Genomic DNA, 15,317 nt, shown 5'->3' on the forward strand with positions numbered 1-15,317 from the left:
CCTATTAGGAAGTTTATATATTTACCGATAAAATATAAAATATGATAAACAGTTATAGCTCTGCCGATAAGGTTTTATTAGCCGTAGATTGTATCATTTTTGGATTCGACCATCAGGGATTAAAAATACTTTTGATTAAAAGGGACTTTGAACCTGAGAGAGGAAAATGGTCTTTGATTGGAGGGTTTTTAAAACGTGATGAAATATTAGACGATGCTGCGATTCGAATTTTGAATACCTACACCGGGTTACACGATATCTACATGGAACAACTGCACGCATACAGTGAAATTGATCGTGACCCAGTAGACAGGACTATTTCCGTTTCCTATTATGCCTTAATTAATATTGAAAACCATAATGAAGAATTGATTAAAAATTATCATGCAGAATGGTTTAGCATAGCAGATGCTCCAAATCTTATTTTTGATCACAACGAAATGGTTCAGCACGCTATTAGAAGATTGCGTTACAGAACTTCGATAAAACCAATTGGTTTTGAATTATTACCAGAAAAATTCACTATGCGCCAATTACTGGAATTATACGAAGCAATTTTAAGCAAAGAATTAGACAAACGTAACTTTATCAGTAAAATTAATTCTTTGGAAATTTTAAACAAACTGGATGAAAAAGACATGCAGTCTTCCAGAAAAGGATCTTATTTGTATACGTTCAACAAAGAAAAATATGAAGAAAAATTACTTAATGATTTTGTCTTAAATTTATAAAATTAACTGCAAAGACTTTACCTTCCATTAAAAATATATCAAAAGAAAAACCCTGAAATTGACAACATTTCAGGGTTTTGCATTAAATAAAACTACTATTAAAAACTAAACTAATTATTCTCTTTTTAGCTATTCCCTTTTTGATAATCAGCCAGGAAAGTAGCCAGACCAATATCTGTAAGAGGATGCTTCAACAAACCTTCGATTGCGCTCAATGGCCCTGTAATCACATCTGATCCTATTTTTGCACAATTAATAATATGCATTACATTTCGAACAGAAGCTGCCAGTATCTGGGTTTCAAATCCAAAATTGTCATAAATCAGCCTGATTTCTTCAATCAGATTCATTCCGTCTGTTGAAACATCGTCAAGCCTTCCAATGAAAGGAGAAACATAAGTCGCTCCGGCTTTTGCAGCCAACAAGGCTTGCCCTGATGAGAAAACCAAAGTACAATTGGTTCTGATTCCTTTATTCGAAAAATATTTAATGGCTTTTACACCGTCTTTTATCATCGGTATTTTTACCACAATTTGCGGATGCAGAGCTGCCAGTTTTTCACCCTCGGCAATCATACCTTCAAAATCTGTTGAGATTACCTCGGCACTTACATCGCCATCTACCAATTCGCAAATTTTTATATAATGATCCAGAATATTCTGCGCTCCTGTAATTCCTTCTTTTGCCATCAGCGACGGATTGGTAGTAACACCATCCAAAACTCCTAAATCATTGGCTTCTTTAATATCTTTTAAGTTTGCTGTATCTATGAAAAATTTCATGTTTTCTTTTTATTTTAATGAATTAAAAATTGTTTTCTTTTAAATATTTAGTGATTTCTGCTGCCGCATTTTTACTGGTAAATCCGAATTTCTGATCCAATACTGAAGCCGGAGCTGAATACCCGAAATGATCCAGGCCAAATACTCTTCCGTTATTTCCAACCAGATTTTCCAGATTCACCGGAAGCCCTGCTGTAAGTCCGAATACCAGTCCACCATTCGGAATCACGCTTTCCTGATATGCTGCCGACTGTGACCTGAATAATCCTTCAGAAATTATCGATGCCACATTTATTTTTATTTGCATCGTGTTTTCAAGTTCAGCTGCTGCATCTATTAATGTTGCCACTTCAGATCCGTTGGCGATTAAGGTAATGTCTGGATTTTGGGTTTCTTTGACCAAATAACCTCCTTTTTTGGCTTTGCCTGCTTCCGCAAATCTTGAGGTTCCATGAGTTGGAATGTCTTTAATTTCCTGTCTGGAAAGAATCAATCCGGTTGGTGTTTTCTTATTCTCCAATGCCATCTGCCAGGCTACAGAAGTTTCAACAGCATCTGCAGGGCGTAAAGCCAGTAAACTTTGTTCTCCTGAATGGTTTTTAATTTTTTCTAATAATCGAATTTGTGCTTCCTGCTCGATTGGCTGATGGGTTGGCCCGTCTTCGCCTACGCGGAAAGAATCGTGCGTCCAAACATATTTTACCGGTAATTCCTGAATTGCTGCCAGACGAATCGCTGGTTTCATATAATCTGAAAACACAAAAAATGTAGCCACTACCGGAATTACCCCACCATGCAATGCAATTCCATTGGCAATTGCAGCCATTGTTAATTCGGCAACACCAGCCTGTAAAAAGCCTCCGTTAAAATTATTCTTTTGCAAAACCGATGATTTTTTTAAGAAACCGTCTGTCTTGTCACTATTCGATAAATCTGCTGAAGATACAATCATATTCTCAACGTTTTCTGCCAGATAACCCAAAACTGCTGCAGAAGCATCACGCGTTGCTGCATTTGCTTTTTGGGTAATACTGCTAAAATCAAGGTTTGGCAAATCTCCTGAGAAAAACTGTTGGATTTTTTGAGCCCGTTCAGGATTTTGATTCTCCCACGCTGCCATTTTTGATTTTCTTTCAGCTGATTCTGTAATTTTACTTTTTAAAATAGCAGAATAATGTGCCGCAACTTCTTCATAAACCGCAAATGAATCTTCAATATTTGCACCTAAATTCTGTAATGTTTTATTAAAATCTGCTTTTGTGGCGCCAATTGGTTTTCCGTGCAGTTCGCATTGTCCTTCGTACATGGTTCCATCTGCCGTAACACATCCTTTACCCATTATGGTTCTGCCAATAATCAGGGTCGGTTTTTCGGTTTCATTATTGGCATCAGTCAGCGCTTTACGAATTTGTTCGTGGTCATGACCGTCAATGGTAGTTACTTTCCATCCCCATGATTCGTATTTCATGGCTGTATCTTCGGTGGTAACCTCATCTGTCATGGAAGAAAGCTGTACGTCATTGGAATCATAGAACATAATAAAATTGTTCAGTCCCAAATGTCCTGCAATACGTCCTGCTCCCTGAGAAATTTCTTCCTGAACACCTCCGTCTGTTATAAAGCCATATATTTTATGATCGAATAAATTATCAAACCTTGCTGATAAAAATTTAGCTGCAATGGCTGCCCCAATTCCCATAACATGACCCTGACCTAATGGTCCCGAAGTATTTTCGATGCCTCGCTTTACATCAATCTCAGGATGTCCGGGAGTCACAGATCCCCATTGTCTAAATTGCTCTAAATCTGTTTTTTTATAATTCCCAAGCAAATGATATTGTGCATACATCAAAGCCGAAAGATGTCCTGCATCCATAAAAAAACGATCTCTGAAAATCCATTGCATATCAGTTGGATCGTACTTTAAATATTCGGTATATAAAATATGAAGAAAATCTGCACCTCCCATTGCTCCTCCAGGATGTCCTGAATTGGCTTTTTCTACCATCGAAATGGCTAAAGCACGTATATTATCTGCAGATAACTGGTCAATCTTGTTGTTCATTATTGGTGGTTTTTTAGTAAAAAATTTGTGGTTTTTTGTAGCGTTTTCGACTTGTAAATGCCAAATTTGAAATCAAAATAATTTTTAAAAATGACTGACAAAAACACATTAAATAATAAGTGTAAAATTTACATTTACAAATGTATGCAAAATAATTTCAGAAAAACAAAAAATATTTTATTTATTTTTTTTACTAATTTTTTGATGATTTGCTAAACATATATAAGATGAGGTGCTATTTAAGCAATAGAACAAAAAAGGGTTTAATGTTTTTTTGCACTCAAAATAATTCAAACATCTCATGTTTTTAAGAATCCATTTTTAATGAAAAGGTTCCAATTCTAAACATCATAGAATTGGAACCTTTTAAATGAATTAACCATTCAAATTAAAAAATAGCCTCTTTAATTTTTTCCCGTATCTTCTTTTTATAATCTTTAGGATAAGTTCTGGTTCCCATGAAAATATCTGTCATGGCATTCGATAAAAAAGTGCCATAGTTTTTAGCGACAAAATTGCGTAATGTTCTTTTTTCATAGAAAATTTTGGCCAAGATAACTCCGGCTTTTATTTCGGGTAAAATGCTGTTTTCTAATTTTTCATGATACAATTCTGAAGATCTTACGGGATCCAGTTTACCTTCTATAATCGACTGTGCAGCCAAAACTCCGCTTAATATGGCATTCGAAATACCTTCGGCCAGTACAGGGTCTGCAAATCCTGCTGAGTCACCAATTAAAAAAACATTTTTTTGAACAAAAGTATCCGTTCTGGGAGAAACCGGAATTACAAATCCGTGGGCATCTTCGTTTACAACTTCTGTAATTCCCAGCGTTTTTTTTAAATATGCTGCATAGTATTTTTTCAAATCAAGCTTTTGGTTTGTTTTAGTCAAAACACAAACACCTACAGATAAATGATTTTTTTTAGGAAAACACCAGCCATAACCATTCGGAATGGCATCAATATCAAAACGAACGTTTTTTGATAGTCTTTCAAAATCAGCTAAAGGAACTTCTATTTCGTACTCTAAGGCCGGAATAATAGTTCGGCTTTCTTCCCATCCTGCCATTTTAGCTATAGGGCTTAATGCACCATCTCCGGCAATAATAAATTTTGCCTGTATAGCTCCCTCAGTTGTATGTATCGTTTGAATTTCTCCAAAAGTAATTGCTGTAACTTTATGGTTTTGTAAAAGAGTAACGCCATTTTCTTTTGATTTTTCTACAATCAGATTATCAAAAGCATCACGCATAATCATGCTAATTATGGGCTTATCTCTTTTTGTTGTAAGCTTGATGTTGGTGTTTGAAAAATAGGTATCTACTTCATAGAATTCTTTTTCAACAACAGATGAAATATCAAAAGGAATATTATTTCTTCCTCTGTGAACTAAGCCTCCGCCACAGGTTTTATATCTTGGCAGCGTTTCTTTCTCAATTATAACGGTCGTAATTCCGTTTTTTGATAATTCAAAAGCTGCAGAAGCTCCGGCCGGACCGCTTCCAATTATGGCTACATCAAATGCTTTCATTGTTTTTTTTTCAAAACTAAAGGAAACATCGTAAAAAACAAAATTTTGACTGTCCTGATACTACTTTTAAAAAATCACGGAGTGTCTAAATCTATTGAAACTTAAAGCGAGTTTCGCATAATTAAAGAACACTTGTTTTCTATTTGTTCATTTTTTCCTTTAAGAACCATATCTGCCAAAATTTTTCCCATAGCTTCAAAATGGGTTGAAATGGTCGTAATTCCTTGTGCCACAACTTTTTTCAGAGGAGTTTCATTGTAGGAAATAATACCAAAATCGGTTCCTAATTTCAGATTTTTATTTGTAGCTTCTTCGATTACGCCAACCAAATCCCGATCATTTGGAATCACATATAAATCCCCAATTTCGATTTTATGATCGGTAAACTGGGTAATAATTTCGTAATGAAACTGATGTTCCGTACAAAAATTTTCAAACCCCGTTTTCATTCCTAATGGCTCTCTGAATCCGGGAAAAATTAAAATAAGTTTTTTGTATTTATTAATCCTTGATTTTCCTTTGTAAAGTCCTTCAAAAATATCTTTTTGATGATTTTGATAAATGGCAGGATACGATTTCAATTCATCATTTATCTGATCTAAAATAATCACTTCATTTACTGGTAGGGTTTTTATCGAATCTATTATATCGGTTAAGTTGGTTGGCATAATGATATATTTGGTGTAATTTCCATTACTGTCATTAATCAGTTTTTTAAAAACAGGGACATTGAAATGATGGAAAAAAATATCGACCTGAACATCTTTTCCAATATTTTTTAAAAATGAATTATAAATGTCTTCTTTGAAAATATTTAACTCATCAAAAAGTAGAAAAATTTTCTGTCTGATACTGGTTTCAATGCTTTTAACGTAATACCCTTTACCTGGAATGGCATAAATTATCCCTCTTTTTTTAAGTTCGTCATAAGCTTGCAAAACTGTATCACGTGACAAAGAAAAGGTCAGGCACACTTTATTAACAGAAGGCAGACGGTCCCCTCTTTTTAGTTTTTCTTCATCAATTGCTTTTTCAACCGAAAGAATTATCTGTTTATATTTGGGTAAACCCAGATTATTTTGAATAGAAATAACGTTCATTAGAAAAAGATTTTTTTTTGCAATATACAAAAACTGGTAGGTACTGGTATACATCTGTGAAGAATATTTTTAATTTTGGATTTCATTTTTTGTAAAAATTATATGGATTTAAAACACATATCACATTTTCAGGACAAATCTTTATCCAATTTATTTGGTTTAATGCCTGATAACGAAGAAATTCTTTCTTTTGAATTATGCAATAAAAATGGCATGAAAGTTCAGATCATTACTTATGGTGCAACTGTAACTTCACTGCAAATCCCGCTTTCAACAGGAAAACTTGTTGATGTCGTATTAGGCTTTGATTCACTGGAAGGCTATTTAAAGTCGTATGATCTGCCAAGTGCGCCTTATTTTGGGACAACTGTTGGACGTTATGCAGGAAGGATCAGCAAAGGTATTTTTTCATTAAATGATAAAACATTTCAGCTAAACACCAATAATAACGGAAACGCTCTGCATGGGGGAAATATTGGTTTTGGAAAAAAAGTGTGGCAGGTTGCTGATTTAACCTCCGGCGAGAATCCGTCTATAACTTTAAGTCTCCTAAGTGAAGATTTGGAAGAAAATTATCCGGGAGAATTACAGGTTTTTTTAACTTATACTTTAACAGAAAAAAATGAATTAAAACTGGAGTATAAAGCAACAACGACTAAAGATACGGTAATCAATCTGACCCATCACAGTTATTTTAATCTGGATGGTCATGATTCAACTGTTTTAAATCAAAGTATGTTTATTGATGCTGAAAAAATTGTGGAAACGGATGCAGATAATATTCCAACCGGAAATTTCACGGATCTTTTCAACCATGATTTCGATTTCAGAACAGCTAAAAAATGCCCTGCAACAATCGATACTTCATTCGTTGTTGAACCAGCAAATAATTGTGCCGCGAAATTATTAAGTTCGAAAAATAACCTGCAAATGAGCGTTTACACAGACCAGCCAAGTGTACATATATATGTAGGCGGAAATTGTTTTGATATCTTAAAAGGTAAAGAAAATGCCGCTTATCATGCGTCAAGCGGAATTTGTTTTGAAACTCAAAATTTTCCTGATGCACCCAACAAGGAACATTTTCCAAATTCAGTTTTGAAAAAAGGCGAAGAATACCATCAAAAAACAGTTTATAAATTTGAAAATATAAATTAGTAAACGCAAGATTATGTCAGCCTGATTGGAGTCGAAGGCTTCTTTACGTAACTCCGATCAGCCGGAGAATTATAACAAGGTAAAATAAAAACACATTTCAAATACAACATAATGAACGAGATTTTAATACAGAATACCACTGCTTTTTTTGAGAAATCATTCGGTAAAGCCCCTGAAAAAATTGTACTTTCACCGGGAAGAATCAATATTATCGGCGAACATGTCGATTATAATGACGGTTATGTTTTGCCGGCAGCAATTGATAAAGTTATTTGTTTTGCCTTTGAGAAAAGCAATTCGAAAACATCCAAAATTATCGCCATCGATTTAAATGAAGAATTTGAAGCTGACCTGACTCAGGAAATTGAATTAAGCGATGTTGTCTGGACCAATTATATCCTTGGCGTTATCAAACAATTACAGGATAATGGATTTTCTTTCGACGGTTTCAACTGTGTTTTCAGCAGTAATATTCCGGTTGGTTCAGGATTATCCTCTTCTGCTGCTTTAGAATGCGGAATGATTTTCGGTATCAAAGAACTTTTCGGTTTACAAATTGAAAAAGTAGATATTGCCTTATTAGGACAAAAAGCAGAGCACTGGGTGGGTATCAATTGTGGTATTATGGATCAGTTTTCAAGCGTTCACGGACTTGAAAACAAAGTAATAAAATTAGACTGTAATACGTTGGAATTTGAATATCACAATGCCGATTTTAAAGATTACTCACTGGTATTATTTGACAGTAATGTAAAACACTCGCTTTTTACATCTGAATACAACAACAGAAGATTAGAGTGCGAAGAAGGATTGTCGATCATCAAAAATCATTTTCCGGAAATCAAAACGTTCAGGGATTGTACTGAAGAACAAGTTTTGAGCCTTAAAGACAAAATGACTGAAGTTGTTTTTAGAAGAGTGCATTTTGTCGTAAAAGAAATCCTGCGCGTTACTCAGGCTTGCGAAGCTTTGGATAATGGTAATATTGAAGTTTTAGGACAACTGCTTTTTGACACCCACGACGGATTATCTAAAGATTATGAAGTTAGCTGTGCAGAATTGGATTTTATTGTAGAACAGGCCAAAAAAGAAGAAGCTGTAGTGGGATCTCGATTGATGGGAGGCGGTTTTGGAGGCTGTGCCATCACTTTAATCAAAAAAGGTCATGAAAACAGCATAAAAGAAGCGTTTACAAGCCTTTATTTTGATACATTTGGAATTGATTTAAAAATTTATGATGTGAAGGTCTCAAACGGAACATCACTTTATACCACAAATTAAGAATGAGAAATTTTGATATTAACGAAGATCCGCACAGACGTTATAATCCGTTACTAAACGAATGGGTTTTGGTGTCACCCCACCGTGCAAAACGACCATGGCAAGGCCAGAATGAAACTATCTCGACAGAAAAATTACCTAAATACGATCCGACCTGTTATTTATGCCCGGGTAATGTTCGCGCCAATGGTATGAATAACCCAAATTACGAAAGTTCGTTTGTTTTTGAAAATGATTTCGCAGCTATGAAGCAGGATGAAATCATGTACGAAGAAGACATTCGACACACTTTTTTTAAGGCACAGCCGGAAAGAGGGATTTCGAGAGTCGTTTGTTTTTCGCCAAGACACGATCTTACTTTGCCTGAAATGGAAGTGGCAGGCATCGAAAATATTATCCGTACCTGGCAAAAAGAATATACTGATTTAGGCAGCATCGACTACATCAACCATGTTCAGATTTTTGAAAATAAAGGAAGTGTCATGGGATGCAGCAATCCACACCCACACGGGCAAATCTGGGCGCAGTCATCATTGCCGACACAGGTAGAAAAAACACAAAAAAACCTGAAAGATTATTTTATTAAAAACAACCGCAATCTTTTACAGGATTATCTTAAAGCCGAATTAATTAAAGATGAACGGCTTGTAATCGAAAATGATCATTTTGCAGCATTGGTTCCTTTTTGGGCCATCTGGCCATACGAAACGATGATTATCAGTAAAAGACATATCACTAAAATTACCGATTTTACAGCAGAAGAAGTCACTTCGTATGCCACTATTTTGAAACAGCTGACTACAAAGTATGACAATCTTTTTAATACGTCATTCCCTTATTCTTCAGGAATCCATCAGGCGCCAACAGACGGTGGGGCACATGAAGAATGGCAGTTTCACATGCACTTTTATCCACCATTATTACGTTCTGCTACAGTAAAAAAGTTCATGGTTGGATATGAGATGTTAGGTGAATCACAACGTGATATTACTCCTGAAAAAAGCGCAGCCATTTTAAGAGAGCAATCAGATATTCACTATAAAAATAAATAACCATGAAAATAGTCGTTACTGGTGGGTTAGGTTTTATCGGCTCACACACCGTTGTAGAATTACAAAACGAAAATTTCGAAGTAATTGTTATAGACAATCTTTCTAATTCTTCGATTGAAGTTTTAGACGGAATCGAACGAATTACCGGAAAAAAACCGCTTTTTGAACAAATTGATTTAAGAGACAAAGCAGCTGTTCAGGATTTCTTCAAAAAATATTCTGATGTATCCGGTGTTATTCATTTTGCTGCTTCAAAAGCTGTGGGAGAAAGCGTTCAGAACCCTTTGTTATATTACGAAAACAACATAAACTCATTGGTGTATATCCTTCAGGAATTACAACAAAAATCAGAAGCGAATTTTATTTTCAGTTCTTCCTGTACCGTTTACGGTCAGGCCGAAAAGATGCCAATCGCAGAATCAACCCCTATCCAGCCGGCAATGTCACCTTACGGAAATACCAAACAAATTGGTGAGGAAATCATTACCGATGTTACCAAAATAAGTAACCTGAATGCTATTTTACTGCGTTATTTCAACCCAATTGGGGCACATCAATCAAACGAAATTGGCGAATTGCCACTGGGAGTCCCACAAAATTTAGTACCATTTATCACGCAGACCGGTGTTGGATTACGAAAAGAATTATCCGTTTACGGAAATGATTACCCTACTCCTGACGGAACCTGTGTCCGCGATTATATTCACGTAGTGGATGTGGCAAAAGCACATGTTATTGCCATGCAAAGGCTGGTAAACAAAACCAATGCAGATAAATTAGAAATTTTCAATTTAGGGACCGGGAAAGGAAGTTCTGTACTTGAAGTAATCAATGCCTTTGAGAGAGCCAGCGAACAAAAACTGCCTTACAAAATAGTTCCAAGAAGAGAGGGTGATGTTACAGAAGCGTATGCCAATACTGACAAAGCTAATAATATTCTGGGCTGGAAAACACAACTCACATTAGATGACGCCATTGCAAGTGCCTGGAAATGGGAACAAAAGATCAGACAATAAAAAATATAGAAATGGTAGCTTTTTTGTTACAAATGTAAAAAACACATTTATTTATATTGCGCATAACTATTTTTACTTTACTTTTGATTTTCAATTTTATAAAAAAAGAGCCAAATTAAAATACATATCGTATTTTTTTCGGATTAAAAGAATAAATTAATTAGTTTAGCAAGCATAATAAACTATTTTCGACAGTCGTTATAGGAACCATTAAACTTTACAAAAATCACTTTATATTAATTTCAAATATTACTAACAAATGAGCCAAAACCTTGCTTTTGCAGATTATGCAGTATTTATTATCTATTTTCTCGTCGTATCCATTTACGGATATACGATTTATCGCAAACGCGAAAAAAACGAACACGATGCTAAGGCTTATTTCCTTGCAGAAGGAACACTTACATGGTGGGCGATTGGAGCTTCATTGATCGCTTCAAACATTTCAGCAGAACAATTTATCGGAATGAGTGGTGAGGGCTTCTTTCTTGGAATTGCAGTTGCTGCTTATGAGTGGATTGCCGCTATTGCCCTTATTATTGTTGCCGTTTGGTTTATCCCCGTATATCTTAAAAATAAGATTTACACGATGCCACAATTCTTAAAAACACGTTATAACGAATCTACTGCCTTAATTATGGCGGTTTTCTGGCTGTTTTTATATGTTTTCGTAAACCTAACTTCTATTTTATACTTAGGAGCGGTTGCTATTAACGGACTGGCAGGTGGTGAGTATCTGCATGTTATTATGATTGGTCTGGCTGTTTTTGCTTTAATCATTTCTTTAGGAGGTATGAAAGTGGTCGCTTATACTGATGTTATTCAGGTAGCGGTTTTAATTATTGGAGGTTTAGTAACCTCTTATATTGCTTTGACGGTTGTGGCAGAAAGTTTTGGTTTTGGAAAAGACGCCCTTGCCGGTTTCAACTTATTGATGGAAAAAGCTCCTGAGCATTTTAAAATGATTATTCCTGAGCCGACCGCAACTTCTTCTCAAAACGACATCGACAAATATCTTACTTTCCCTGGTATGATGTCTTATTTAGCAGGTATCTGGATTATCAATCTTAACTATTGGGGATGTAACCAGTACATTACTCAAAGAGCATTGGGTGCTGATTTGCAAACTGCCCGTACCGGTATTTTGTTCGCGGGTTTCTTAAAATTATTAATGCCGCTTATCGTAATGTTACCTGGTATTGCTGCTTTTGTTTTATATAAAAACGGAGATTTACCACAATTGGTTGGAGGAAAAGACGGTGCTTACTCAGCCATGCTAACGTTCTTGCCAACAGGTCTTAAAGGATTGTCTGTAGCAGCCTTAACAGCAGCAATTGTTGCTTCATTAGCAGGTAAAGTAAACAGTATCTCTACCATTTATACCTTAGACGTTCACAAAAAATACATTCAAAAAAACGCCAGCGACAGACATCAGGTAAACATCGGTCGTTATGCGGTTTTTGCAGCGATGCTTTTGGCTGTTATGTTTACGTGGAATGATATTCTTGGAATTGGCGGTGTTGGTGGATTCACATACATCCAAAAATATACAGGATTCATTAGCCCTGGAGTATTTGCTATGTTCGTTTTAGGTATGTTCTGGAGAAGAACTACCGGAGCTGCAGCGATTGTAGGGGTAATTTTAGGATTTGTATTATCAGTATTATTTAACGAATATGCTCCTGCTTTGTTTGGAAACGAAACTTTATTGTACACAGCCTATAAAAATGCTAAAGGTATCTACGAAATTCCGTTCCACATCTGTATGGGATTATCATTCTTCTTTACAACACTTGTAATGGTTGCAATGAGTTTTGCAGGACCAAAAGTGAACCCTAAAGCTTTTGAAACTGAGCCGGGAATGTTTGCTGTAAAACCACAGACAACTGTTTTAATTGTCATTACTTTATTAGTTATCGTAGCGTTGTACGTGAAGTTCTGGTAAAAATATTTATTATATCATCATTATTAAAAAGAGACTATCTGAAAAGGTAGTCTCTTTTTTTACACAAAAGGAAAAAAGGAGCTTGAGATTGTATTATACAGTTAATTTTTGCCAAACAAAAAATTAATTATTTTTAAACTACATCAAAAAAATTTGAAATTATTAAAATGAAATCAAACCCAATTATTACACCAACTATTATTTGCTTACTGGTTTTTTTAATTTCTTGTAAAAAACAAGAAAAAGTTGATTTGATGAAACTGAAATTAACAGAAAAGATTGAAAACATAATTGATTTCAACGATTCAATATATATTGGAGTCGAAACTGTTGAATATCCTTTTTGTTTATTGGCCGAAATTGACAATTCAACAAAATACACTTTTGACGGTATGGATTTAAAAAAACAAAAAGTATATTTTCAAATCAACTCAGATTTATTAAAAACAGACAGTATTACAAAATCAGGCGGAGGTCATATCGATTTTGTACGCTTAAAGAAGAAAGAGGAATTGACCCTTCTTTTTAAAAAATACAAAGCAGATGATTATTTGTATGGTTTTAGAATAGAAATGAAATCTTCAGAATTTAAAAATGAAATCCTGAAAAAACTTGAAAACAAATATGGAAAAGGCACAAAAAATCCCAACACAGATAACGGTTTATACTGGAATTTAAAAAAACAGGGGAAGTATATTTTTTATTCACCGGATTATAACAGGGTAACCATTTTAAATAACGCAAAACTATCGAAAACCTGTTATTGGGACACTTTCAATGGTTTAATCGATTTTGGAGGATGCAATAATGAAAATTACTTTAAGGAGTTACTCATTAATACTACAAAACCAGAAAACATGAAGAACAAACCTCTTCTTACTATTCATAAAGATTGGAGTATAAATGATGTTACAATTGGAAAATCAAATGAAAATGATTTTAAAAAATCCAAAACCAGTAAAAATTTTGAACGAAATATTATCATACAAGGAAGCAATGGAGCTATTAATGAACTTACTTACGATAATGATTATAACAATTTTTATTTCTTTTTTGATATCACTAAAAAAAATAGTGAAAACCCACAGTATAATATTGTAAAAGCATATTCTTTAACAGACTTTAGCCTTGCCGAAATTTCATTTGAAAACGGATTAAAACCCTTCTCTCCAAAAGAAGAAATAGCAAAAAAACTGGGTAAAGACCAAATTGAAAATTATGACGATTTAAAATTTTCAAATTATATCGAAATTAAGAATGCCGTTTTAAAAATACAGCTAATGTTTAATGATAAGAACGAGTTTTCAAGTATTTATGTTGTAAAAAAATAAAGACCCAAACAGGCGTTCTGTTATATTTTATGATTACATTCAAAATTAAAACAGAATTGCTACACTTGACAAACACATCCATTTTATGCAGATTTTGCTAATTTGCTTTTATACAAATCAAATTCATAACTAAAAATATCAAGTACGAGTTCATGACTTAAATCCGGATGGCAAAAATAGGCTCCTGCTTCTAATACTCTGTCTGGAAAATTATCAGAAAATTTTCCGCAAATACTGAAATTATTGATAACCACAAATTTTGAATTGTCGTTTGTTAACTTTATTTTGAAATATCCATATAAATTATCTCTGTATTCTACCGAGAGAATCTCAAAAATAAAATTCGTTAATAAACCATGTTTGTCTGATAAGTAACCCATATTTCCTAAACTTTCATTTTTTATTATTGCCATAATTACTGGATTTTTAGATTTGTAACTTTGATAATTAATCCTGATTAGATTTTGTACTTACTTTATAAAATACGTGTCTTGATCTATTTAATGCATTTCAGATTTTTAAGTTGATACATTATATTTTTTTGCTGAAAATTTCTTTTCTGCGCAATGTGATTGTTGTTTCTTCATGTAATCTTTTTTGATACAATTCAATGATTGCATCCTCAATATCATTATTGGTATTTCTGCCATTAAAAACGTGGGTGATATATGAATTACTAAAGGGAAGTCCTTTTTTATTCCATATTTCTTTCTCTTCTAATAGTTTTTTAACATCACTTGAGTAGCCTGTTTTAAAGACTTTCTTCATTTTATTCCTTTGTACAGCTGTAATCATAGATAAGTTTTATTTGAATCATATAATTATTGTATTTTTACTACGTATTTACTACGATGTAACTACTTCAAATATATATCATTTATTGATATATTGTATCATTTTTAATACAAAAATTTAAAAAAAATGCAAACAGAAGGCGAGAGATTACGCTACTACATTGAAAGCAAGGAAGTTAACCTTAGGCAGTTCTGCATAGAAAATGATATATTATACACTTCTTTACACCCAATTTTAACGAATTCCAGGTCATTGGGAATGAACATTTTGAAAAAAATTATGCAGGTTTATCCTAATTTAAACATAAACTGGGTTTTAACCGGCATGGGGGATATGGAAATTACAGAAGACAACATTTTGCGTGATCCAAATTCAGTTTATCAAAATTCAGATCCCGGATATGTAGCTTTCTTAAAATACTTTGACAAAGAAGCCACTACAGATAAAATTATTGCCTTAATTGAAAAGAAATTAGAGGATAAGAAAAAGAAATAATATTTAGTAACTTACAGAAACTTATACCAATA

The 15,317-nt window shown here is 34.0% G+C and carries 14 protein-coding genes; 8 read left to right on the forward strand and 6 right to left on the reverse strand.

All coding sequences use genetic code 11. The features are described from left to right. Positions 1 to 41: 41 nt before the first annotated feature. Complete coding sequence (locus DMB65_RS16520) at positions 42 to 731, forward strand: NUDIX hydrolase (protein WP_110307730.1); 690 nt, start codon at positions 42 to 44, stop codon at positions 729 to 731. Between the two features lie 125 nt (positions 732 to 856). Here DMB65_RS16520 and fsa read toward each other — a convergent pair whose 3' ends face one another. The 4 genes from fsa to DMB65_RS16540 all read right to left on the reverse strand — a co-directional run bounded on the left by fsa (position 857) and on the right by DMB65_RS16540 (position 6,212). Beyond that, positions 857 to 1,513 (reverse strand): fructose-6-phosphate aldolase, encoded by a 657-nt coding sequence (gene fsa / locus DMB65_RS16525; protein WP_031453962.1) that lies wholly within the window; start codon positions 1,511 to 1,513, stop codon positions 857 to 859. A gap of 22 nt (positions 1,514 to 1,535) precedes the next feature. Continuing rightward, positions 1,536 to 3,578, reverse strand: a complete 2,043-nt coding sequence (locus tag DMB65_RS16530) for a transketolase family protein (protein WP_110307731.1) — start codon at positions 3,576 to 3,578, stop codon at positions 1,536 to 1,538. 388 nt (positions 3,579 to 3,966) lie between these two features. Beyond that, on the reverse strand, positions 3,967 to 5,112 hold the full coding sequence (locus DMB65_RS16535) for a geranylgeranyl reductase family protein (protein ID WP_110307732.1): 1,146 nt from the start codon (positions 5,110 to 5,112) through the stop codon (positions 3,967 to 3,969). A gap of 101 nt (positions 5,113 to 5,213) precedes the next feature. Then, positions 5,214 to 6,212, reverse strand: coding sequence for a GntR family transcriptional regulator (locus tag DMB65_RS16540; RefSeq protein WP_110307808.1), 999 nt, complete (start codon positions 6,210 to 6,212; stop codon positions 5,214 to 5,216). A 102-nt stretch (positions 6,213 to 6,314) separates the two neighbouring features. On the opposite strand from DMB65_RS16540, the gene DMB65_RS16545 reads away from it, so the two are divergent. The 6 genes from DMB65_RS16545 to DMB65_RS16570 all read left to right on the forward strand — a co-directional run bounded on the left by DMB65_RS16545 (position 6,315) and on the right by DMB65_RS16570 (position 13,995). Next, entirely contained in the window at positions 6,315 to 7,370 is a 1,056-nt protein-coding gene (locus DMB65_RS16545; protein WP_110307733.1) for an aldose epimerase family protein, read from the forward strand. 111 nt (positions 7,371 to 7,481) lie between these two features. After that, positions 7,482 to 8,651 carry a galactokinase gene (gene galK / locus DMB65_RS16550; protein WP_110307734.1) on the forward strand — a complete coding sequence of 390 codons (1,170 nt, stop codon included), beginning with the start codon at positions 7,482 to 7,484 and terminating at the stop codon, positions 8,649 to 8,651. Between the two features lie 2 nt (positions 8,652 to 8,653). Then, positions 8,654 to 9,703 carry a UDP-glucose--hexose-1-phosphate uridylyltransferase gene (locus DMB65_RS16555; RefSeq protein ID WP_110307735.1) on the forward strand — a complete coding sequence of 350 codons (1,050 nt, stop codon included), beginning with the start codon at positions 8,654 to 8,656 and terminating at the stop codon, positions 9,701 to 9,703. Between the two features lie 2 nt (positions 9,704 to 9,705). Next, the gene (gene galE, locus DMB65_RS16560) at positions 9,706 to 10,719 is read left to right on the forward strand and encodes a UDP-glucose 4-epimerase GalE (RefSeq protein WP_110307736.1); all 1,014 of its coding nucleotides are present in this window, start codon (positions 9,706 to 9,708) and stop codon (positions 10,717 to 10,719) included. Positions 10,720 to 10,978: 259 nt separating this feature from the next. Continuing rightward, positions 10,979 to 12,664, forward strand: coding sequence for a sodium/sugar symporter (locus DMB65_RS16565; protein ID WP_110307737.1), 1,686 nt, complete (start codon positions 10,979 to 10,981; stop codon positions 12,662 to 12,664). Between the two features lie 167 nt (positions 12,665 to 12,831). Beyond that, positions 12,832 to 13,995, forward strand: coding sequence for a hypothetical protein (locus DMB65_RS16570; protein ID WP_110307738.1), 1,164 nt, complete (start codon positions 12,832 to 12,834; stop codon positions 13,993 to 13,995). Between the two features lie 83 nt (positions 13,996 to 14,078). Here DMB65_RS16570 and DMB65_RS16575 read toward each other — a convergent pair whose 3' ends face one another. Next, positions 14,079 to 14,408: a hypothetical protein gene (locus DMB65_RS16575; protein ID WP_110307739.1), complete on the reverse strand. Its 330-nt coding sequence runs from the start codon at positions 14,406 to 14,408 to the stop codon at positions 14,079 to 14,081. Between the two features lie 118 nt (positions 14,409 to 14,526). Continuing rightward, the gene (locus tag DMB65_RS16580) at positions 14,527 to 14,763 is read right to left on the reverse strand and encodes a hypothetical protein (protein WP_123955355.1); all 237 of its coding nucleotides are present in this window, start codon (positions 14,761 to 14,763) and stop codon (positions 14,527 to 14,529) included. Between the two features lie 153 nt (positions 14,764 to 14,916). Between DMB65_RS16580 and DMB65_RS16585 the strand changes: the two genes are divergently transcribed. After that, complete coding sequence (locus tag DMB65_RS16585) at positions 14,917 to 15,285, forward strand: hypothetical protein (protein WP_078226826.1); 369 nt, start codon at positions 14,917 to 14,919, stop codon at positions 15,283 to 15,285. Positions 15,286 to 15,317 lie beyond the last annotated feature (32 nt).

Origin of the sequence: Flavobacterium cheongpyeongense (assembly GCF_003202435.1) — a bacterium.
GTDB lineage: Bacteria > Bacteroidota > Bacteroidia > Flavobacteriales > Flavobacteriaceae > Flavobacterium > Flavobacterium cheongpyeongense.

Coding starts and splice junctions, on each gene's coding strand:
- DMB65_RS16535 (WP_110307732.1), bottom strand. CDS start 5,112: ATGAAAGCATTTGATGTAGCCATAATTGGAAGCGGTCCGGCCGGAGCT.
- DMB65_RS16530 (WP_110307731.1), bottom strand. CDS start 3,578: ATGAACAACAAGATTGACCAGTTATCTGCAGATAATATACGTGCTTTA.
- DMB65_RS16555 (WP_110307735.1), top strand. CDS start 8,654: ATGAGAAATTTTGATATTAACGAAGATCCGCACAGACGTTATAATCCG.
- DMB65_RS16520 (WP_110307730.1), top strand. CDS start 42: ATGATAAACAGTTATAGCTCTGCCGATAAGGTTTTATTAGCCGTAGAT.
- galK (WP_110307734.1), top strand. CDS start 7,482: ATGAACGAGATTTTAATACAGAATACCACTGCTTTTTTTGAGAAATCA.
- DMB65_RS16540 (WP_110307808.1), bottom strand. CDS start 6,212: ATGAACGTTATTTCTATTCAAAATAATCTGGGTTTACCCAAATATAAA.
- DMB65_RS16575 (WP_110307739.1), bottom strand. CDS start 14,408: ATGGCAATAATAAAAAATGAAAGTTTAGGAAATATGGGTTACTTATCA.
- DMB65_RS16580 (WP_123955355.1), bottom strand. CDS start 14,763: ATGAAGAAAGTCTTTAAAACAGGCTACTCAAGTGATGTTAAAAAACTA.
- DMB65_RS16565 (WP_110307737.1), top strand. CDS start 10,979: ATGAGCCAAAACCTTGCTTTTGCAGATTATGCAGTATTTATTATCTAT.
- galE (WP_110307736.1), top strand. CDS start 9,706: ATGAAAATAGTCGTTACTGGTGGGTTAGGTTTTATCGGCTCACACACC.
- DMB65_RS16570 (WP_110307738.1), top strand. CDS start 12,832: ATGAAATCAAACCCAATTATTACACCAACTATTATTTGCTTACTGGTT.
- DMB65_RS16545 (WP_110307733.1), top strand. CDS start 6,315: ATGGATTTAAAACACATATCACATTTTCAGGACAAATCTTTATCCAAT.
- DMB65_RS16585 (WP_078226826.1), top strand. CDS start 14,917: ATGCAAACAGAAGGCGAGAGATTACGCTACTACATTGAAAGCAAGGAA.
- fsa (WP_031453962.1), bottom strand. CDS start 1,513: ATGAAATTTTTCATAGATACAGCAAACTTAAAAGATATTAAAGAAGCC.